This is a genomic window from Mangrovibacterium diazotrophicum (assembly GCF_003610535.1).
Taxonomy (GTDB): Bacteria; Bacteroidota; Bacteroidia; order Bacteroidales; family Prolixibacteraceae; genus Mangrovibacterium; species Mangrovibacterium diazotrophicum.
Genome location: NZ_RAPN01000002.1, coordinates 178,813 through 201,674, shown reverse-complemented (window position 1 = coordinate 201,674; position 22,862 = coordinate 178,813). Strand labels below are relative to the sequence as shown.

Genomic DNA, 22,862 nt, shown 5'->3' with positions numbered 1-22,862 from the left:
ACGGGTTATACTACCAATATTCCCCGTCTTAATAAGGGACTACCAATCCCTAAGATTTATAATATCTAATCAAGACAAATTTATGAAAAAAAAATCTGTAAACAGCGGGCTGCTGGCTCGTTCTTACTTGAAGAAACTGTGTCTTATGATGCGAATGATTGTTTTTCTTGTTCTGGTTTCTACATTTCTGGCAAATGCGACTACCGGACACTCACAATCGACAAGATTGTCAATTAAAATCGAAAATGAAACATTGACTGATATCCTTGAGAAAATTGAAAGTCAGTCCAATGTAGGATTTTTGGTGCCTTCAGAGTTAACCCGGGACCAACGGGTGTTTAATTTCTCTGTTCAGGATGCTTCAGTTGAAAGTATACTGGATCGGGTATTGCTACCCAACGGATACAACTATGAGTTTGTGGGCAAAAATGTTGTTATTACTTCAACTCCCAAGGTTCAGGATCAACCAACCGACGTTAGGGGAAAGGTGACCGGTGTGGCCGGAGACCCGATCCCTGGTGTATCAATCATGATAGAAGGCACGACAACGGGAACAATTTCAGATTATGATGGTAATTATCAACTACACGATTTACCGGCTAATGCAGTTCTAAAATTCTCCTTTGTTGGGTTTAAAACAGTGGCTTTATCAATCGAAGGAAGGTCAGAATTAAATGTGGTGTTAGAGGAAGAGTCAATTGGCCTGGAAGAAGTTGTTGCGATTGGTTATGGAACCATGAAAAAGAGCGACTTAACGGGTTCTGTTACTTCTGTATCTTCAGACGAATTGGCTGCTTTCCCGGTAGCTGACGCCGTTCAGGCGATACAGGGCCGTGCGTCGGGGGTTCAGGTGACCAGCATTAATGGAGAACCGGGAACCGAAAGTCGGATTCGTGTCCGCGGTGGAACGTCTATCAATGCAGGGAGCGACCCGTTGATTGTTGTCGATGGTTTTCCCGGGGCGAGTATGCCATTTGCAGAGGATATTCAATCAATAGAAATATTAAAAGATGCTTCGGCAACTGCGATTTACGGGTCGCGAGGTGCTAACGGCGTTATATTGATTACCACCAAAAAAGGGAATGTTGGTGATATTAGCGTTGAGGTAAATAGTTCATACAGTTTTGATAAAGTTGGTAATACTCTGGATGTTTTGAATGCAAAAGAGTTTGCTGAATATATGAACCAGGTTGCCGCAAACGATGGAACAACTCCTATGTACGATCCTTCAGAATACGGTGAAGGAACGAATTGGCAAGATGTTATCTTCAGAGACGGATCGATTCAAAAACACCAGGTTTCTGTTTCCGGTGGAACAAAAGGTATTCGTTTTTATAACTCGATCAATTATTTCGACCAGAATGGTGTTGTTATCAATTCGAAATTTAAGCAATACAGCGGTTTGTCAAATATTGATTACACCATTAACGATAAGCTAAAAGCGGGGACCAGTATAACTTATAAAAGAAGCATTCAGGACGGTGTAAAAACGCAGGAGGGATCCGGAGGTGCATCGAATACCGGTGTTATTTCTGCGGCCTTGATTATGGAACCGACCGTAGGTATTTACAATGAAGACGGAAGTTACACGATTTCCAACATTGGTGATCCAAACGATAACCCCTACGCGATTGCAACTGAATATACCGATGAGAAAGTCTATGACCGCTTTCAGGGAAATGGCTACATCGATTGGGAAATTCTGAAAGGGCTGACCTTTAAAACCACTATTGGTGTTGAAATAAATAATAAACGCGAAGGAACCTACTCGCCAAGCACCTTGGTTGCCGGTAGTGCTTACGATGGTGTGGCAAGCATTTCAAGCTACAAGCAAACCAATATCATCAGCGAAAATTACATCAATTACCAAAAAGAAATTGATGACCACAAGTTCAGCGTGTTGGGTGGTTATTCTTATCAGAAATACCGCTCCGAATACATGCAGGCTAATAGCAGGGGCTTCAATACCGATACCTATTTGTACTGGAACTTAAGCACGGGATCAGAGTACCGTCCTGCTTATTCCGCATTGACCGAGTGGGAAATGTTATCCTACTACGGACGCGTAAACTACAACTACAAAAATAAATACCTGCTGACTTTCACCGGACGTTACGACGGTTCATCACGATTGGGAGCCAACAACAAATGGGGTTTCTTTCCATCGGGAGCTTTTGCCTGGAATGTGAAACAAGAACCATTTCTTGAAGGTGCGGAGGCGCTTAGCAATTTGAAATTCAGAGCAAGTGTGGGGGTAACCGGTAACACAGATATCGGCGTTTATAAAACGCTTGCTTTGTTCAGTTCTGTCAATTCAATCGTTGGTGATGAAACCGTAAATGCGGTTATTCCGAGTAGCGTTGAAAATGCTGAATTGGGATGGGAGAGCACGAGACAGACAGACATCGGTATTGATGTAGGCTTATTTGAAAGCAAGGTTAACCTGACCCTCGACTATTACTACATGAAAACCTCTGATCTTCTGTATAACCTTCCCCTACCATATTATTCAGGTTACAGCTCCGCGATATCTAACATTGGAAGTAACATGAATAAGGGGTTCGAAGCTTCGTTAAGTACGATTAATGTGGATCGGAAACTGTTTTGGTCAACCGACTTTAATATATCATCAAACAAAACAGAAATTGAGGAATTATACGGTGGCGAAGTGAAATATGCAGCGCGCCCAACTCACCTGGTTGGAGATGAAACTGCTATTTTGCAGGAAGGTGCGCCCGTTGGTTCATTTTACGGTTATGTGTTCGACGGACTGGATTCCGAAGGAGCCGTTCAATACAAAGACATTGCCGGTGTTGACGAGGATGGAAATGTGGTGATGGAGCCGGACGGAACGGTAAACAGCACCGACAGAAAAATTATTGGTAATCCGCATCCCGATTTTATTTGCGGTTTGAATAACACCTTGTCTTACGGAAACTTCGACCTGAATATCTTCATCCAGGGAGTGTTTGGAAACGACATCATCAACTTTACACGCATGGAGCTGGAGACCGGTTCGGGACGAAACAACCAGCTTACTACGATTAAAAATGCCTGGACTTCATCCAATACCGACACTGATATTCCAAAAGTGTCCGGCTCAAACAACTATACCATGTCATCGCGCTGGGTTGAAGATGGAACTTACGTGAGACTGAAAACTATCTCGCTGGGCTATTCCCTGCCAAAGCGCTGGATTAGCAAGTATGGTGTCGACAAATTTAGATTCTATGTAAGTGCTCAAAACTTATTTACAATAACAGACTATTCCGGATATAATCCAGATGTGAGTTATAACAATTCCAATACAAAATTAGGATTGGACTACGGTAGTTATCCAAATGCAAAATCAGTAACACTTGGATTTAATCTGAATTTTTAATTTGAAAATAAGTAGGATATGAAAAATAATATATTGATCTATTTCTTGGCTATTTTGTTCTCGACCGTGGCTTGTACCGATCTGGAAGAAAATCCAATAGGCGCATTGTCTCCTGAATCTTATTTCCAGACGGAACAGCAGCTCGAAGAAGCTGTGTTGGGAATCTATTACTACATGGCCTACGAAGGTATGTACGGACGAAAACTATATCTGACCATTAACTTGCTGGATGATGTTTCCGATATCGGTAACACCGGTACAAAATCATACCGCGTGGTGATGAACACCTTTAATGTGGATGCCAACAACACGCTGGTGGCTTACGACTGGCTTTATACCTACAAATGTATCAGTGCAGCCAACAGTGCCATAAGTGGTTACGATAAAATTGAAATCACCGATCAGGACTTTGCTGATCAGCTACTTGCAGAAGCAAAAGTAACCCGGGCTATGCTGTATTTTAACCTGGTGCGTTTATTTGGCGATGTGCCATTTATCGACAGTTTTGTGACCGATCCGGAGAGTGTGGCTTCTGTTAGTCGCACTTCTGTTGACGAAATTTACGCGCAGCTAATCGAAGATTGTGAGTTTGGAATCGAGCACCTTCCGGATATGTACTCTTCTGGTGCCATTCGTTGCCGCCCCACCAAAGGAGCTGCAAAAACATTGTTGGCATCCATGTACTTGACGATGGGGGATTACACCAATGCTGCAAAATATGCCAAAGAAGTGATCAGTGAAAAAGCGGACTACGACTATGAGCTCTTGACAGACTATTCCCAATTGTGGTACGCTGATAATGGGGATACAAAAGAACATATTTGGACCGTAGATTTTCTGGCCGGAACCAGCTGGGATTATATCAGCACAATTGTAATGCCGATGAATACCGACGCTGCGGGCTGGAGTGTGATGGTGCCTGCTGACGGTCTGTACGATTTGTACGATGATGCGGATATCCGTAAAGCAGAAACTTTCCTTTCAGAAATTGAAGTTGGAGGCGAAATGACCCCTTACACTTCGTGGAGAATTCCTCGTCGCCACTACGCGAAATTTAGCCATCCTGCGGTAGGTGCAGGTTCCGATGGTTCAAACAGTGGATACAATTATCCTTTGTTCCGCTTTTCTGAAGTTTATCTGATTGCCGCAGAGGCATTGGCTGAGGTAAATGGAGGTCCAACAACTGAGGCTTACGCATATCTGAATGCCGTTCGGAGTCGAGCTCAAATTGCGGATTTGGAAGCTGGATTAAGCAAAGATGATTTCATTGATGCAGTGTTGAATGAGCGAATGCTGGAATTTCCATGTGAAGGAAAAAGATGGTTCGACATTGTTCGCCGTCAGTTAGGATCTGAAGTTTACAGTGGAGATGATGCCCTGGAACAACATGATTTTGATCCATCGAAACACTATTTGTTACCGCTTCCGCAGAGCGAGTTGAACCAAAATGATAATCTCACACAGAATCCTGGTTATTAATCGATAAAATACGAAGCAATTTGTAATCATTACGTTTGATATACATGCTGAGACTTGTACCCCGGTGGAGTTTCTTCATCGGGGTTTTATTTTCTATTTCCAAAAAAATAAATCTATGAGAACAATACTTTTAAGCTTATTTGCTGCCTTGTTTTTCTGTGCTTGTGCGTCAACAAAACCAGAAGAGCCGATGAAAGATGTCATCGATCGGGTAATGAAAGTGGCCGAGCAGCAAACCGTGGCAATGGCCGACAGCCTGCTACCGCAGGAGGGAAGGCTTCCGAGAACGCTAGACCCGAAAACAGGTAAACTACTGACTTCGGATTCCCGGTGGTGGTGCAGCGGATTTTTTCCAGGCACTTTGTGGTATTTGTACGAGTACGATAAAAGTGAAAAAATAAAAGCTCTTGCCGAAGAGTTTACCGATCGGGTGGAGCAGGAAAAATACACCACTTCGAACCACGATGTTGGTTTTATGCTGTACTGCAGCTTTGGAAACGAGCTTCGCTTAACCGGAGACACCGCTTGTAATGACGTGCTTCTAACCGGAAGTAAATCGTTAATTACCCGCTACAACCCAACCATCGGCCTGATTCGTTCCTGGGATTTTAAGAAGGACGTTTGGCAGTATCCGGTGATCATTGATAATATGATGAACCTGGAAATGCTGATGTGGGCCTTTAAATATTCGGGCGATTCAACCTTTTATAAGATTGCCGTTTCTCACACCGATAAAACACTGAAAAATCACTACCGTTCCGATTATAGCTGCTACCACGTGGTTTCATACGACACCATTACGGGTGCTCCAGAAAAGAAACAGACCCAACAAGGGGCTTCCGACGAATCGATTTGGGCAAGAGGACAAGCCTGGGGATTGTACGGTTTCACCATGATGTACCGAGAAACAGGTAAAAAGGAATACCTGGAACAAGCGCAGCACATCGCAAAGCTGATGATCCATCATCCGAATATGCCTGACGATATGATTCCGTATTGGGATTATTTAGCTCCGAACATTCCGAACGAAGAACGCGATGCTTCAACTGCGGCCATCATGGCTTCGGGCTTAATTGAGCTGAGCGACTATGTGCACGATGAACTTTTAGCGCAGGAATATATGGACGTAGCCGAAAAACAGCTTCGGGTGTTGGCATCGCCTGAGTATTTGGCGGAACCGGGAACCAATGGTAACTTCCTTTTGAAACACAATGTAGGCTCAAAACCTCAAGATTCGGAAGTTGATGTGCCACTTACTTATGCCGATTATTATTTCCTGGAAGCCTTAAATCGCTACAACCAGAAATTGAAGTAATTCATCATACTAAAGTCCAGCTACACCCATGATTAAATTGATTCGTTTCTTCCTTTGTGCTTCGATTTCCATCACAAGCTTGCTTAGCTGTGCACAAAGTACAGCAGAGTATCCCGATCATTTGTACAAACTGCACCAAAATATTTGGAATGAGCTACTTGTTCAGGAAATCTCAGCAAACACGCTTTCCGCATGGCTGGATGAAATGGACGAATCAGGAACCTGGAGCGATATAGACTATTCAAGTTTACAACGCGGCGAATGGCCGGTGGCTGATCATTTGAGAAGACTACAGGCGCTGGCGATTGCCTGGCAACAACCGGCTTCGAAATTTTATCAGGAGGATGAGGTTCGAAGCAATATTTTGCTTGCGCTGGATTATTGGTTGGAGCACGATTTTATCTGCCCCAACTGGTGGTATCCGCAAATTGGCGTGCCCCAACTGTTGGGCCCCACTGTGTTATTGATGGAAAAAGAATTGACAGCGGCCCAATTGGATAAAGCGATTGAAATTCTGAGTCGTGCCGAAATCAAACTAACCGGGCAAAACAAAGTTTGGTTGTCCGGTAATGTGCTTTTGAGGGCTCTTTTACAACGCGATGCCGAAACGGTTGCCAAAGCTGCCCGGGCAATTCAGGAAGAACTAAAAGTGGGCGACGGTGAAGGTATACAGCCGGATTGGTCATTTCATCAGCATGGGCCACAGCAACAATTTGGAAATTACGGCTCGGCCTATGCGGTTGGCATGGTCTACTGGATGGGAATTTTGGATGGCACACCTTTCCATTTTACCGAGGATAAAGTAGCCATCTTGCGAAATTACCTGCTGGAAGGAATCCAATGGGTTATTTGGAAAGGACAGATCGACGTTAGTGCATTGGGGCGCCAGTTTTTTGTGGATTATCAGAAAAAGCGTGCGAATGAGATTATGGGGTGTCTGGAAAAATTCGCTAAGATCACCGGTAAGGCCTGGTCTGATGAGGAAATTCCGATGGGTATTCGCTACTTCCGGAATTCGGATTACCTGCTAAAGCGAGAGGAAGATTATTTCTTTTCCCTGAAGATGTGTTCGGATCGGGTAGCCGGAGCCGAATCCTGCAACTCTGAAAACATCAGCGGTTACTACATGGGCGACGGTGCGACTTTTTTGAGCCAGTCACCAGATGAATACCTCAATATTTTTCCTTTTTGGGATTGGCAAAAAATTCCCGGAGTAACGGCGGTTCAGGATACGGCATCATTACCAATCCTGACTTACCAGGGATACTTTCTTGAGAGCGATTTTGTGGGAGGCGTTAGCAACGGAAAAAGAGCCGTAGCGGCTATGGATTACAAACGGGACCAGGTGTTTGCTAAAAAATCCTGGTTCGTACTCGAAGATCAGATGGTTTGTCTGGGCGCCGGAATTCAGTCGGATCGTGAGTTTGAAATGACAACCGGAATTGAGCAGACCTATTTAAGTGGGGAAGTCGTGGTGAAAAACCAAAACGCAAATATGACCGTCAAGGATTCCGTTCATCTTGAAAACCCGGTTTGGGTATTACACAAGGGCGCCGGTTACTTTTTCCCCCAAGGCGGTTCAATTGTGCTGAAAGCTGGAGAGGTGCATGGAAACTGGCATAAGGTTGCCTGGCAATATCCCTCGTCGGTTATGGATACAAGCCTGCTCTGCATGTACTTCGAGCATGGCGTAAAACCCGAACAGGCGAGCTACGCCTATGCATTGGTGCCGGGAGCCGACGTGCAAAAGCTGACGCAAATGGAAACTGCACCTTCTTTCAGAATTCTGCAAAATACAGCTGATGCGCAGGTGGTGCAAGCAGCTGACGACTCCTGGTTTGGAGCGGCTGTTTATTCATCGGAGAACCTGAAATTACCCTTTGGCTTGCATGTCGATCAAGCTTGTTTGATCATGGCAAACTCCAATGGTAAACAACTCGAACTGTCTCTGGCCGATCCTACGCAGAAGCTAAAAGGAATTACAATCAGTTGTGGCCGGTCTTATACCTGTGAAGAGAACGAATTTGTCCGTCAAATTTCTCCCGGGGGATTTTACCTGGACTTTCCTCAAAACGACCGGCTGGGGGATACCCGAACATTCACCTTGCACAAAAACTAATCAGAAAAAGAAAACAACTTATGAAAAAGAAATATTTACAGCGGCTATCGGTCTGCTGTTTGGCCTTGCTCATGGCAGCTTGTAGCGGCAAAAAGGATGTGCCTGTTGCCGACTACCAGAATCCTGCACTGCCGGTTGATCAACGCGTAGAAGACCTGTTGGGGCGAATGACGCTGGAAGAGAAAGCCGACTTTATTGCAGGAAAAGATATGTGGCATTTCAAAGGAATTGAACGCCTGAATGTACCAGCAATTCAAGTTTCCGATTGTGGGCATGGAATCACCATTATTCTGGATGAAAACGGCCAGATGAAGCCCAACGCCACCTGTTTTCCGACGGCCTCGGCGCAGGCGGCTACCTGGAATAAAGCGCTTATCAGGGAACTGGGAGCCGCCATGGGACGTGAAGCCAGAAGTACCGGTTCATCCATCTTGCTGGCTCCAATGGTGAATATTATCCGCACTCCTTTGAATGGCAGAAATTTCGAAACCTTTTCAGAAGACCCGGTTTTGTCGGGCGAGCTAGGGGCGGCTTTCATCAATGGGGTACAGTCTGAAGATGTGGGGTGTGTAATCAAGCACTTTACAGCGAATAACCAGCAGGCCTATCAAAACAACCTGAATGTGTTGGTGGATGAGCGCACGTTGCGGGAGATCTATTTACCGAACTTCAAAATTGCCCTGGAAAAGTCAGATCCGTGGGGGCTGATGACTGCCTACAATGATTTGAATGGTGAGCAAACATCAGCGAACAAACATATTCTGGAAGACATTTTGAAAGGCGAGTGGGCTTATCCGGGATTTGTGGTATCTGACTGGAATGATATTAAAACAGCAGAATCGATAACGACCAAGCTGGATATAGAGATGCCCGGGCCAGGTAAGTTCTTGACAAAGGCCAATGTATTAAAAGCCATTGAGGATGGTTTGCTAAGCGAGGCGGAGCTGAACGACAAAGTAAAGCGCATCCTGCGAGGGATCATCAAAACCAAAGTTGTTGATCTACCTAAAGTTGAATTTGACTATGAATTCAATTCTCCAGGACATCAGGAATTAGCTCGAAAAGTTGCAGAGGACGGCATCGTTTTATTGAAAAACGAACAGGTCCTTCCGTTTAAGTCTGATGTGAAAAAACTGGCTGTGTTGGGCCCCAATGCGGCTCAGGCCCGACTCGGTGGCGGCGGAAGTGCTTCGGTAACACCATTCTATTCGGTGAGCCCATTGCAGGGAATAAAAAACTATTGTGGTGATACGGTTGAGATTCACTACGAAGAAGGTTGTGGATTGAGTGGGAACCTGGAAGTAATAGGCGAGGGGAATTTATTTCACTCCAAAGACGATGCGTTGCAGCCGGGATTGAAAGCCGAGTATTTTTCAAATGATTCGTTAGGAGGCACACCCGATGCGGTGGACATGGAAGCTCGAATTGATTTTTCCTGGGGATGGGCAAGTCCTCACCCCGGCGTTAGTCATATTCAATATTCGGCCCGCTGGACCGGACAAATAAAAGCGCCGGTTAGCGGAGATTACAAGATTGGAGTGTCAGCTGCGGAGTGTGGTTTTCGTCTGTATTTGAACGGCGAACTGAAATTTGATAATTGGAATCAGGGTGCCAACGATACTTTCGAAGAAATGTTTGCTGCAAAAAGTAAGCAGTTGCCTGTGCATTTGGAGGAAGGTGAAATGCTGGATGTCCGGCTCGAGTTTACCAAAAAGCGGAATCGCAATTTTATACGCCTGGAATGGGAGGTTCCGGGAGTGGACCCTGTAGCGCTGGCTGTAAAAGCAGCCAAAGAGTGCGATGCAGCTGTAATTTTTGCGGGTCTGTCGAATTTTTTTGAGGGCGGTGGTAACGACCGGAGCGATCTTCGTTTGCCGGGAGAACAAAATCGACTGATTCGGGAAGTTGCGAAGGTAAATCCTAATACCGTTGTTGTCCTTCAAAACGGGGCTGCCGTTGCTATGCCCTGGATGAATGACGTTCATGCAATTGTGGAAGCCTTTTATCCCGGACAGGAAGGGGGTAATGCCATTGCCAATGTGCTGTTCGGAAAAGTAAATCCTTCGGGTAAATTGGCACAAAGCTTTCCGTTTAAAGTGGAAGACAATCCGTCATTCGGGAACTATCCCGGAACTAACCTAACCGTAAATTATGCCGAAGGAATTTGGGTGGGCTATCGATACTATGAGAACAAGGATATTCCGGTTCTATTCCCATTTGGTTATGGCCTTTCCTACACGCAGTTTGCGTACGAAAATCTTGAAATTACAGAACTGTCAGATAGCATTAACGTGGCATTCGATATCGAAAACACCGGGCAGGTAGCTGGCGCGGAAGTACCACAGCTTTATGTGCACGACGTGGAAGCGTCAGAATCCAGACCGGCGAAGGAACTGAAAGCCTTTGAGAAAGTATACCTGGAGCCGGGTGAAAAACGAAGGGTTTCGATGACCCTGGGAGATGATGCCTTTGCTTTCTTCTCCGCAAAAGAGATTCGATGGATGGTAGAGCCCGGAGAATTCGACTTGTTAGTGGGAAGTTCGTCAGCCGATATTCGTTTACAGGGAAAAATCAAAAAATAGTCAAACGAAATAATTAATAAAAATGAATAAGTTAAAAGTATGGGGCTTGCTGCTATTGGGAGCAGTCATTTTAAGTGCGTGTCAAAAACCGGTAAAAATCGCTTGTGTAGGCGATAGCATCACCGAAGGAGTTGGGACACAAGTGTGGAATAAATCGTCTTACCCGGTGATTTTGGACAGCCTGATGGGGCCTGATTACGTGGTGATGAATTGCGGCCGAAGCGCGGCAACAATGCTCAAAAACAGTGATATGCCCTATTGGAAGTGCAACGAGTTGGATGATGTGTTCATTTACCAACCCGATGTGATTGTGATTAAGCTGGGAACCAACGACTCCAAAGATCATAATTGGAATGCTGCAGCCTATGAGCAGGACTACCAGGCGCTCATCGACACTTTTCAATCGATTCCGACCCATCCGAAAATTTACATGTGTTTACCGGCTCCTGCCTTCGAAAAAAGATGGAATATCAATGATACCACCATTCGCGAGCAGGTGATTCCAATTATTGAGCGATTGGCGTCTGTGAACAGTCTGCCGGTCATTGATGTCTACACCGGTTTGCAAGGGCAGGCGGGGCATTTCCCGGATGGTATTCATCCGGATGAAGCCGGAGCGAAAAAATTAGCTGAAGTTATCGCGGAAGGTCTCCAGGTACAGTAGTCCACCCGTGGTGGAATGTAGAACCGTAAATCGCAACCTATGAATCAATTGAAACTCTTCACTTTACTGTTGTTCGGGCTATTCAGTATTCAATTTACATCGGGTCAACCGATGCAGGGTGAAGCTGAACCCGGAGCAATAGTAAGTTTTGGTAATGCTCGTTTTACGGTTCTCACGCCGGGATTAATCCGAATGGAATGGTCTGAAGCGAAGCAATTCGAAGACCGGCCCTCCCTGGTTTTTATCAATCGGAAAACGGAAGTTCCTCCCTTTGAATCGGACGAGCGCGGTGATGTACTTCGAATAAAAACGTCATTATTGGATTTGACCTTTGAGAAGGGCAAGGGAATTTTCTCGCGGGAAAACCTGAGTATTAAGTTTCGGAATAAGAAAACGGAAGGAGAATGGTATCCCGGCCTCGGGAATAAGGGCAATTTGCAGGGAACCACCCGAACACTGGACGCCTGTGATGGCGATCTGAAAATTGTTTGGGGAGATACGATTCCGGTAAAACTTGATGATGGCTTACTATCCACAGCGGGGTGGACATTGATTGACGATTCAGACAAGCCTCTGTTTGACGATTCGGATTGGGCCTGGGGTGTTTCGCGCGATTCTACTGACAGCTACTGCGACTGGTATTTCTTTGCGTATGGCCGGGATTACAAAGCAGCACTGAAAGATTTTACGACCGTGGCCGGCAAGATTCCGGTTCCTCCCAAATACGCGTTTGGAATTTGGTGGTCTCGCTACTGGGCATACACCGATCTGGAATACCGGGAGTTGGTCCGGGAATACGAAATGCATGATTTGCCTTTGGATGTTCTTGTAATGGATATGGATTGGCATATTACCGATCAGGAAGATTGGTGGGAAAACGGGGTGAAAGTGCGTGATCAGGCGAACCAAAAGCACGGCTGGACCGGCTACACCTGGGAAAAGACCTATTTCCCGCAGCCCTGGGTATTTCTGGACTGGCTGGAAGAAAAAGGAATAAAAACCTGTCTGAATGTGCATCCGGCCTCTGGCGTTCAGCCACACGAAGATGTTTATCCGGTATTTGCGGAAGCGATGGGAGTTGATCCTGCAAGCAAAAACTATGTGCCTTTTGATATTGTCGACAAAACCTATGCGCAAAATTACTTTGATCTGATCATGCATCCGCTGGAGAAGGAGGGGGTTGATTTTTGGTGGCTCGATTGGCAGCAATGGGGAACGACTAAACTGACTGGCGTGAATCCAACCTTTTATTTAAACTATCTTCATTACAGCGACATGCAACGGCAGGGCAAACGCCCAATTATTTTTCATCGCTATGGTGGATTGGGAAATCACCGGTATCAAATCGGGTTTTCGGGCGACACGTTTATTTCCTGGAAATCGCTGGCCTATCAGCCTGAATTTACCGCTACGGCGTCCAATGTTTGTTTTGGCTACTGGAGCCATGATATTGGTGGACATATGCAGGGGGATAAACTTGATCCGGAATTGTTCACAAGGTGGATTCAGTGGGGCGTTTTTAGCCCGATTTTCAGGACGCACGCCACCAAAGATCCCCTGATCGAACGGCGGATGTGGGCCTACGATTCCGAATATTTTGAGGTGATGCGTGAGGCGGTAAAATTGCGCCACCAGCTATTCCCATATCTCTATTCCCAGTCCTTTGAAGCGTACGAAAGTGGCGTTTCCCTGATGCGCCCCATGTACTACGAATATCCTGATCAGCACAATGCTTATGAATTCAATGGCCAGTATCTATTTGGCGAAGATCTGTTGGTGGCTCCAATCACCGATTCCATTCCGGAAGGTAAAATGTATGTCGATAAGAGCGTTTGGCTACCCGAGGGAAAGTGGGTAGAGTGGTACTCCGGAACAATTTTGGATGGAGGAAAAGTTGTGGAACGGCCTTACCTTTTATCGGAAATCCCGCTCTTTGTTCGGGAAGGTGCCCTAATTCCGATGATCGGCGATTCCCAGGCAATCAACGGTCCGATTGAGGATATTTCACTGAAAATTTTTCCCGGCGAATCAGGCCGACTGCACTTGTTCGATGACGATAGCAGCAATGAAGATTACAGAATCGGAAAATTGGCCAGAACGGAAATTCAGTCCAACAGAAGTAAAACGCAGCAAACCGTCGTTGTTGCACCTGTAGGAGGAAACTATGAAGGAATGGCAAGCGAGCGGAAATGGCGCTTGGAATTTCAGTTCACCTATCCGCCGGTTTCTGTGCGAATAAACGGGAAAGAAATTGCGTATGCTGCAAAAAGTGAAACGTCAACCTGGACCTACGACGGGCAGCAATTAGCGACTATCATACAAACGGAACGCTTGCCGGTGACTGACTCGCTGAAAGTTGAAATTGAATGGCCCAAAGAGAATGCTGAGAAACTAAGCGGTTTTCCGGGTGAATTTAAACGGGCCGAGTTGGCTTTCAAACAAGTGAAAAAGGCAGGAGGATTCAAGTTTGGAGATACACGCTTCATGGACTCAGAGCTAGGAAGACTGGCCATGACTGGTTATCGCATGACACTGAATCCGAATATGGCCACGATTGAGGAAGAATTAGCTCAGTTTAACGAAGGTAAAGAGAAATTCATGAAAGCGTTAACAAGTGCCTCGGAAACCAAAGAAGCACTTGCTCCTTTAGTCGATTATTTCAAGATCCTTCAAAAAGACAATCAATGAGTCATGGCGACTCTTTTATCGCCCTAATTTTAAATCGAAAATGAAAAAATCAAGACGAATAAATCAGATCCTTCTCAGTATTTCACTGTTTTTTATCGTAGCAACGGTTCATGCGCAATACGATCCACAAGTCAAGTATGGCAAGGCAATCGACCAATTTGAAAAGGATGATTTGGCATGTCCTCCGGACACGAATGGCATCTTGATGCTGGGCAGCTCGTCGTTCACGAAATGGCGGGACGTGCAGGATTATTTCCCGGATAAAAATATTACCAATCGCGGGTTTGGCGGTTCCCAGATGAGTGACATTCTTTATTTTAAAGAGCGACTGGTGTTGCCATACGAGCCGAGCCAGGTTTGGGTGTTTGTGGGTGGTAATGATATGGCTGCCGGTGAACAGCCAAAGCAGGTTTTTGCTGAAGCCCAGCAACTGGTGAATTGGTTGAAAGAGCAATATCTGGACATCGATATTCTATTCATTTCAATGAAACCGACGCCCAAAAGATGGGCATTGAAAAAGCAATTGCTGAGCTACAACAAAAAGCTGAAACGTTATGCCCGCAAAACAGAAGCAGTCACTTTTGTTGATATTTGGGATGCAATGCTAAATGCCGATGGAGAACCAAATGAAGAATTGTATATCAGTGATATGCTGCACATGAATGCGCAAGGTTATGCTATTTGGAAAGAGGCCTTGTTGCCGTATTTAAAATAGATTTTGATTTTATCGATGGATATTGGAGGTTAATATCAAACGTTATATGCTCAATTCTTTTGACGTAGTAGTGTCCTTCATAATTTTTGATTGATCGAGAGTCGAAATGGACTTTTGATGGAACCTGAGTGAAGGCGTATCATTTTGCGTTCCGGGTACATGTTTTTCAGAAAAGTCCTCGATGTTTTGGCATTTGATGAAGCATTTGGTAGAATTGGAAAACGAGCGTGCCTGGTGAAAGAAAAGATAGTCGCAAAAACGACCGATCTGGGATTCTGTTGATACTTTTGGAGCAAATAAACTTCCAAAAAAAGACTAACTTCAGCGCATTCGTTAAAATTCAAAACATGATAGACAGCTTATTTGATCTTTCGGGCAAAGTTGCTTTGATTACCGGAGGAGGGCACGGCATTGGTATGGCCATCGCAAAGGTGTTGGCGAAAGCTGGGGCCAAGGTTTGTGTTAATGGAACTTCAGAAGAGAAATTGAAGAAATCGAAAGCAGAATTTGCTGAAGATGGTATTGAGGTTTTCACATATGCCTTTGATGTGTCAAGTGAGGAAAGTGTTGATGCCGGGATAGCACAAATCGAAAAGGAAGTCGGTTCTGTCGATATTTTGGTAAACAATGCGGGGATCATTAAGCGCGTTCCGATTTTGGAAATGCCGGTTGATGATTTTAAACAGGTGATCGATATTGACCTGGTTGGACCGCTGGTTGTATCGAAGCGAGTGGCTCCCGGGATGATTCAAAAGCGTGCCGGAAAGATTATCAATATTTGCTCTTTGATGAGTATTTACGGCCGTACATCTGTTTCGGCTTACGCGTCGGCCAAAGGCGGGTTAAAGCTTTTGACAGCGAATATGGCTTGCGAATGGGCGAAATACAATGTTCAGGTGAATGGAATCGGTCCCGGTTATATTGAAACAGCGCAAACGGCTCCAATTCGCGAAGGTTCGCATCCATTCAACGACTTGGTGATGGCACGAACGCCCGCAGGGCGCTGGGGCTTGCCGGAGGATATCGGCTATGCTGCACTTTTCCTGTCGTCGAAAGCCAGTGATTTTGTCAATGGCCACCTGTTGTTTGTCGATGGTGGTATTACGGCCAATTTTGGCTATGTGGCCGGCGAGAATGAGTTGGAATAGATTTTTACAAATAAGCATAACGCAATCAAAAGATTTTAATTCAATGAAAAAGCAAATAGTAGTTAGTGTTCTGGCAGCATTGGTTTTTACGGGCTGTGGAGTCACTGACAAGCATGAAGTGGTTGTCGACAACAATTTGGATTTCGACCGGATAGAAGTTGTGTCGGTTAAATGCGCCGACTTGCAATCCATGTTCGGAGGAAATGATTTGGAGAATGTGTTGGTTTTCGACCCGCAAACGTCCCAGTATTTGGTTTCCCAACTTGTGGATGATGATCAGGACGGAGAGCCTGATGAGTTTCTGTTTCAGGCCCGGGTGAAAGCGCATTCCAGCTCCACTTATCGTTTGGAATCGAAGGAAAATGCTTCTGATTTAAAACAAGTTCCTGCAGTAAAAACCTTTTCTCGTTTTGTGCCCGAACGCATTGGTGATTACGCTTGGGAAAATGACAAAGTTGCTTTTCGTACTTATGGACCTGAGGCGGAACGTTTGGTTAAAGATGGCGAGCCCGGTGGTACACTTTCCAGTGGAATTGACTTGTGGTTAAAGCGCGTCGACTACTCAATCATCGATAAATGGTATTCCGGGAATTTGCAACAACCGGGTTATTATCACAAAGATCATGGTGAGGGCTACGATCCGTATCATGTTGGGAGTAGCAGGGGAACCGGAGGAACCGGGATTTGGGAAAATGATTCGTTGTACATATCAGATAATTTCACGGCCTACCGGACTATTTGCACTGGACCTCTGCGAACAACTTTTGAGTTAGATTATGCACCGTGGAGTCAGTATGAAGTAAAAGAAACGAAGCAAATTTCATTGGACTTGGGATCGAACTTTTCAAAATTTGATATCTCCATTTCCGGAGATATCCCGAATGATAGTTATACCGTTGGGATCACCCTTCATGAGGGAGAGGGATCCGCAGATATTGACAAAGATAACGGGGCTTTTTCCCATTGGGAACTAATTGATGGTGTTCCGATCGGCGAAGGGATTGTCATAGATCCGGCGATGGTGGCCGATGGTTTTACGACAAATTCGAATGTGCCGGATCAAAAGCAGTTATTGGTGACGACGCATGCACGAAGCAAATTGACTTATTATGCCGGCTTTGCCTGGACTAAGAGCGGGCAAGTTGAAGATGAAGCAGATTGGGCTGAGTTGTTGCAGCGTCAAGCGAAGATCATTGCCAATCCATTGGTGGTTCAGGTTCATTAATCTATAAATTGAATACTGGTACAAAAGAGCAGTTCGTAAGAGCTGCTCTTTTGTTTTCTTGTCTTTTTCAAAATTCAAAATGGACTCGTTTGAATATCAAAGGAGAGCAAGCGGACGAGATCAATCGAGCAGATATTATTGGCATTTTCTGATCTGGGTAACACTTATGTTCGATGAACAATAAATGTGGAGTTGGTTTATTGACAGAGTATTACTGTTTTAGATGCAGACATTCAGACCCCAATATTATTTATTTATTACTGCCGGTAAAAACATCCGAATTTAAGGTTGATTTTCTCGCGTTTTTTTAATTTCAACAAAAATTACGATGCTTGTGTGCGCCAATCATGACAGACAATTCAACCCAAAATAGTATTGAGGATTCGGACTTCGAGCTGTTGACTGAAATTAGGGGAGGTAGTTATGCTGCCTTTAAACTATTATTTCAGCGCTACTATAGCCCGTTTTGTCGCTATGCCTGTTATTTTTTGGACGATGAAGTGGCGGCAGAAGACATTGTTCAGGATACTTTCCTGGGGCTCTGGGAGAAGCGCAAATCAATCCAAATCACAGATTCTGTCAAATTTTATCTCTCGCGTTCCATTCGGAACAAATGTCTCAATATTATTAAGCACAGTAAAATTAAAGACGGCTATTCCGCAGCAATAGAGGAGAGGACATCACCGGAAATTGACCAAATAGAATACGAATATTTTGAATTGCGCCTGCAAATCGAAAACTGTATTGAGAAACTGCCTCCCCGTTGCCAGGAAATTTTTCAAAAAAGTCGCTTCGAGCAATTAAAACAAAAAGAAATTGCAGAAGAGATGGATATTTCAATCCGAACGGTTAAAGTTCAAATTAATAAGGCCTTACAGCTTTTGCGAGACTGTGTTAGTGAATTTTTTCCGGACATCCGTGTCTGAATATGATATTTTGATCGAAAAATTTCTCAAAAAATATCAAAATGGGATAGTACCAAATTGATTTTAGATTGTCATTAGATAAAACAGGTTTATTCTATGACAAATCGTATCGATCTATATCGGCAGGTTTTAACCGGTGAAGCTACTCCCGAGGAACAAGAATCCTTTGATCAGTTGATGAATCAACCAGAACTTCAGAAGGAGTTCGGGGAATATGAAGCTATCTGGAAAAATGCTGTCAGAGTACCTCGCAAGAAATCATTCAACGATGTGCTGGCTTTTGCCCGGGTTGACAAGCAGGTTGAATTTCGGAAAACACAGCGCCGCAAATACCTGTTTGCGGCTAGCACCGGTTTGGCCGCCGGGGTTTTGATTGTGTTGGGCCTTTTGGCCGTAACACAAATGATCTTCGGTCACGAATCTGCTCCTGTAGTTGTTAAAACTGATACCGGAAACCGGACCACGATGACACTTCCTGACGGAAGCGAAGTGTGTCTGAATTCAAGTTCTACTATTAGCTACGACGATCATTTCAATGACAAACAACGTCGGGTTGTATTGAATGGCGAAGCCTACTTCGAGGTTACGAAAAGCAAAGTGCCATTTATTGTCGAGGCCAAAGATTTGGAAATTAAAGTTCACGGAACGGAGTTCAATGTGTCAGCTTATGCCGATGACGACGTGATCCGTGCCAGCCTGGAATCCGGGAAAATCAGTGTCCAAAAGAAAGGGGATCCAACGGAATACTTCCTGAATGTTGGGCAGATGCTTGAGTATAAGGATAATCGGATGGAAATTAAGGAGGTCGAGGTTGAAGAGTATTCAGCCTGGAAGAGTAACAAGCTCTATCTCCACGACGAGTCGCTGCGCAACATTGCAAACTGGCTGGAGCGCCAATACGGCTACCACTTCACAATCAAGCCGGAATCGCTTGGCGAAGAGGTTCATATTTCAGGGAGCTTTGATAATAACAGTTTGGAAGAAATTCTGGATGCAGTGACTTTGGCCAGCGGCGTATCAGTGAAACAGGAGAAAGACGGCTATCTCATTTACAAATAGATCCACAAATCCAAATAATCAAAAAATACAAAATGCCTATGGTGAAAAAGCTTTTTCGGAAGTAAATAACCGTTGAGTGCTGGGAACACTCAACGGCGATCTTTAATCTCCGATGTATTAGAAATTAAAGTGTTTAAAACAACAATGCGAAGTTATGAAAAAAAAAGAACAATTGGGGAAGGTCTGTTCCTCAGTAAAACACCTATTACGAATTATGCGAATTGTCACGTTATTGATTCTGGTCGGAAGTCTGCATTTGTCGGCAGCGGTTTATTCGCAACAAAATAAGATAAACCTGTTTGCAGAAGATGAATCCATTCGGGATGTACTCAAAAAAATTGAGGATCAAACAGATTTCAAGTTCGTTTATCAAAGTGAGCGAGTAGATGTTGACCGCAAGGTTTCTGTCAACTTTAAAGAGCGTTCGATTGAAGATATCCTCAATGAACTTTTAGCAGACGAAGGAATTAGTTACGTCATTACGTCGAAAAACCTGATCGTTATAAACCCGTCAAACAACGGGGAAACGACAGAAAACGGACAGAACGGCGAAAAGGAAGTGAAAGGTCGCATCACAAACGAGAACGGCGAAGCAATCCCCGGTGCGACGATCATGAAAAAAGGAACGACACAGGGGACGATAACTGATTTCGATGGCTACTATTCACTCAAAGGAGTCAAGGAAGGCGAAACACTTGTTTTTTCCTTCGTAGGCATGAAAACACAGGAATCGGTTGTCAGTACTTCGGATGTTGTCAATATTAGTCTGGCTGAAGAAACAATTGGTTTGAACGAAGTGGTTGCTGTGGGATACAGCACGACCAAAAAAGGTGACTTAACCGGATCTGTTTCAACCATTGACGTTGGCGAGATTGAGAATCTACCGGCCAATAATTTGAGCACGGCGCTGAGCGGCCGGATGGCCGGTGTTTCCGTTCAACAGAACGGGGGAAGCCCAACAGCCGGCGTTTCTATTCGTATTCGGGGAACCGGTACACTGAATAACAATGATCCGCTGGTTGTTGTCGACGGGATTATCGGCGCTGACATCAACAATGTGAATCCAAATGATATTGAGTCGATTTCAGTACTGAAAGATGCCGCAGCATCGGCAATCTACGGTTCTCGCGCCGCCAGTGGTGTGATTATCGTAAAAACCAAGCGTGGAAAATTCAACCAGGATTTGAAACTGACTTTCAATGCCTATTACGGTGGTTCCAAAGTGTCGAAAAAAATTGATGTTTTGAGTGCCAGTCAACTGGCAACAATCTATAACGAAGCATCTGATAACGATGGAACAGAACGCTTATCCGATTATTCTGATCCTTCGTCGATGCAAGATCTGACCGATTGGCAGGACGAGGTGTTCCGCACTGCAATCGATCAAAACTATGTGGTTGGTTTGAGCGGGGGAAGTGAGAAATCGTCTTTCAACATGTCTTTCAATTTAAAAGACGCCGAAGGTGTCCTGATTAATACTTACAACAAACGCTATACTTTCCGCCTCAATTCCGACCACCTGGTGGGTAAGAAGTTTACCGTCGGGGAGAGTCTGTCATTGACTTATCAGGATTTTAAAGAGGTGAATACCCGAAGCGATAACTATGGCGCGATACTGGAAACGCTGGCGATGCACACCGATATTCCGGTTTACGATGAAGACGGCGAATATTCGGGTGTACCGTCAAGCAATTACGGCGATGTTGAGAACCCGGTAGGATTGCTGGAACGGAACAAAGGTTACGCACGCAATTACAAGCTGGAGGCGAATGTTTACGGGCAATATGAAATTCTGGACGGTTTGAAAGCCAAATCAAGTTACTCGCTGACTTATTTGGGAACCGATGTGAAGGAATTCGACCCCATTGTGCCGGAGGCAGGACGTCCTTCGTACACCAACATGCTGACTCAATCACGCGATATGACCATTAACTGGTTGTGGGAAAACACGCTGAACTTTGACAAAACCTACGGCGATCACAGCATATCTGCTGTTGCAGGTGTTACCGCGCAGCACTGGGAATACTCAGATTTGGAGGGCCGCCGCACAGATTACCAGGATGAAGATGAGGCGTTTTGGTACCTGGATGCCGGATCGACAACAACCTATGCGAACGGTGGTTTCCAGGAATACGGTTTGTTCTCCTTCCTGTCTCGTGTGAACTATGTGTACGCTAACAAGTACCTGTTCGGAGCAACGCTGCGTGCCGATGGTTCTTCTCGTTTTACCGAAGACAATCGCTGGGGGTATTTCCCTGCTCTCTCCTTAGGATGGAGAATCAGTCAGGAGTCGTTTATGGCCGACGTTGACTGGCTGGACGACCTGAAGCTGCGCAGCAGTTGGGGGATTCTTGGAAACCAGGATGTTGACCTGTATCAAACTTACAGCACCTATGTGATTGACGATCCGAATGCTGCGTACTATTTCGGAATGTCAGGTGAAAATATTTACAACGGTTATTACCGCGGTTCCCTGGCCAACGAAAACCTGAAATGGGAATCGACCAACCAGTTGAACTTGGGGCTGGACGCAACGCTTTTTGATCAGCGGGTGGTTGTTGGCCTCGATTACTTCAACAAAAAGACGACAGATATTTTGGTTAACCCACCGGTGTTGGGAGTTTATGGAACAACGAGTGCACCCTACACGAATGGTGGAGAAGTTTCGAACAAAGGGTTTGAAGCTGTTGTGACCTACCGTGGAGGCAAACAGAATTCGGATGGATTCCGCTATGAAGTTACCGGAAATTTGTCGACCTATAAAAACGAAGTTCTTTCGTTGGGAAACAGTAACCAAGCGATTTACGGACCAACCTTCCGCGATAACTTTACTATTACCCGTACTCAGGTCGGCGACCCGATTGCGTCTTTCTTCGGCTATAAAACCGATGGTGTTTTTGCTGATGATGCAGCTGTAAGTGCGTATGTAAATGACCAGGGTGATTTGGTACAACCCGATGCACAGGCCGGAGATTTCAAATTTGTGGATGTCAATGGCGATGGAACCATCTCATCGGAAGACCGCACAACATTGGGAAGCGCCGTTCCTGATTTCTCGTATGGCCTGAATTTCTCGGCGTGGTTCAAGAATTTCGATTTCAGCATGTTCTTTCAAGGCGTTCAGGGAAATGAAACCTGGTATGCGTTGCGCTATCAATTGGGCTTTGCCGGTTTGAAATACAACTATCTGCAGGAAATTTACGATCGCTGGACACCTGAAAATACCAATGCTTCTGTACCCCGCGTAACCTGGTCGGATCCGAACAACAACAAGCGACCTTCTGATTATTATGTGGAAGACGGTTCTTATTTGAAGCTGAAAAATGTAACCATCGGTTATTCGTTGCCTGAAACCTGGACTTCAAAACTGGGCATAGCTCAGCTTCGGATGTATGTGAGTGGTCAAAACCTGTTCACCGTTACCAAGTATCCCGGATACGATCCGGAACTGGGATTGGAGAGCGGCAGCAACGACCTTGAAGCCGGTGTTGATCGCGGTCAATATCCGCAGTCACGCTCATTCTACTTTGGGCTGAATCTTTCATTTTAACACTTAAAAC

13 protein-coding genes are annotated in these 22,862 nt (G+C 45.0%); all 13 read left to right on the top strand.

Annotated elements, in window-relative coordinates:
- Positions 1-82 precede the first annotated feature (82 nt).
- The 13 genes from BC643_RS16980 (at position 83) to BC643_RS16920 (ending at position 22,852) form a co-directional block, all read left to right on the top strand.
- On the top strand, positions 83-3,382 hold the full coding sequence (locus tag BC643_RS16980) for a TonB-dependent receptor (protein ID WP_120274463.1): 3,300 nt from the start codon (positions 83-85) through the stop codon (positions 3,380-3,382).
- 18 nt (positions 3,383-3,400) lie between these two features.
- On the top strand, positions 3,401-4,861 hold the full coding sequence (locus tag BC643_RS16975; protein ID WP_120274462.1) for a RagB/SusD family nutrient uptake outer membrane protein: 1,461 nt from the start codon (positions 3,401-3,403) through the stop codon (positions 4,859-4,861).
- 115 nt (positions 4,862-4,976) lie between these two features.
- A complete protein-coding gene (locus BC643_RS16970) occupies positions 4,977-6,176 on the top strand; it encodes a glycoside hydrolase family 88 protein (protein WP_120274461.1) in 1,200 nt (399 codons plus the stop codon).
- 28 nt (positions 6,177-6,204) lie between these two features.
- Positions 6,205-8,295: a polysaccharide lyase 8 family protein gene (locus BC643_RS16965; protein WP_120274460.1), complete on the top strand. Its 2,091-nt coding sequence runs from the start codon at positions 6,205-6,207 to the stop codon at positions 8,293-8,295.
- A gap of 20 nt (positions 8,296-8,315) precedes the next feature.
- The gene (locus tag BC643_RS16960; RefSeq protein WP_120274459.1) at positions 8,316-10,877 is read left to right on the top strand and encodes a beta-glucosidase; all 2,562 of its coding nucleotides are present in this window, start codon (positions 8,316-8,318) and stop codon (positions 10,875-10,877) included.
- 22 nt (positions 10,878-10,899) lie between these two features.
- Positions 10,900-11,541 (top strand): GDSL-type esterase/lipase family protein, encoded by a 642-nt coding sequence (locus BC643_RS16955; protein WP_120274458.1) that lies wholly within the window; start codon positions 10,900-10,902, stop codon positions 11,539-11,541.
- A gap of 39 nt (positions 11,542-11,580) precedes the next feature.
- Entirely contained in the window at positions 11,581-14,229 is a 2,649-nt protein-coding gene (locus BC643_RS16950; RefSeq protein WP_120274457.1) for a glycoside hydrolase family 31 protein, read from the top strand.
- 40 nt (positions 14,230-14,269) lie between these two features.
- Complete coding sequence (locus tag BC643_RS16945) at positions 14,270-14,944, top strand: GDSL-type esterase/lipase family protein (RefSeq protein ID WP_120274456.1); 675 nt, start codon at positions 14,270-14,272, stop codon at positions 14,942-14,944.
- A gap of 347 nt (positions 14,945-15,291) precedes the next feature.
- Positions 15,292-16,092: a gluconate 5-dehydrogenase gene (locus BC643_RS16940; RefSeq protein ID WP_120274699.1), complete on the top strand. Its 801-nt coding sequence runs from the start codon at positions 15,292-15,294 to the stop codon at positions 16,090-16,092.
- Between the two features lie 43 nt (positions 16,093-16,135).
- On the top strand, positions 16,136-17,317 hold the full coding sequence (locus BC643_RS16935) for a DUF4861 family protein (protein WP_120274455.1): 1,182 nt from the start codon (positions 16,136-16,138) through the stop codon (positions 17,315-17,317).
- A 347-nt stretch (positions 17,318-17,664) separates the two neighbouring features.
- Positions 17,665-18,243 (top strand): RNA polymerase sigma-70 factor, encoded by a 579-nt coding sequence (locus BC643_RS16930; protein WP_120274454.1) that lies wholly within the window; start codon positions 17,665-17,667, stop codon positions 18,241-18,243.
- A gap of 96 nt (positions 18,244-18,339) precedes the next feature.
- Positions 18,340-19,302, top strand: coding sequence for a FecR family protein (locus tag BC643_RS16925; RefSeq protein ID WP_120274453.1), 963 nt, complete (start codon positions 18,340-18,342; stop codon positions 19,300-19,302).
- 214 nt (positions 19,303-19,516) lie between these two features.
- A complete protein-coding gene (locus tag BC643_RS16920) occupies positions 19,517-22,852 on the top strand; it encodes a TonB-dependent receptor (RefSeq protein ID WP_170154598.1) in 3,336 nt (1,111 codons plus the stop codon).
- The last annotated feature ends 10 nt before the right edge of the window (positions 22,853-22,862 follow it).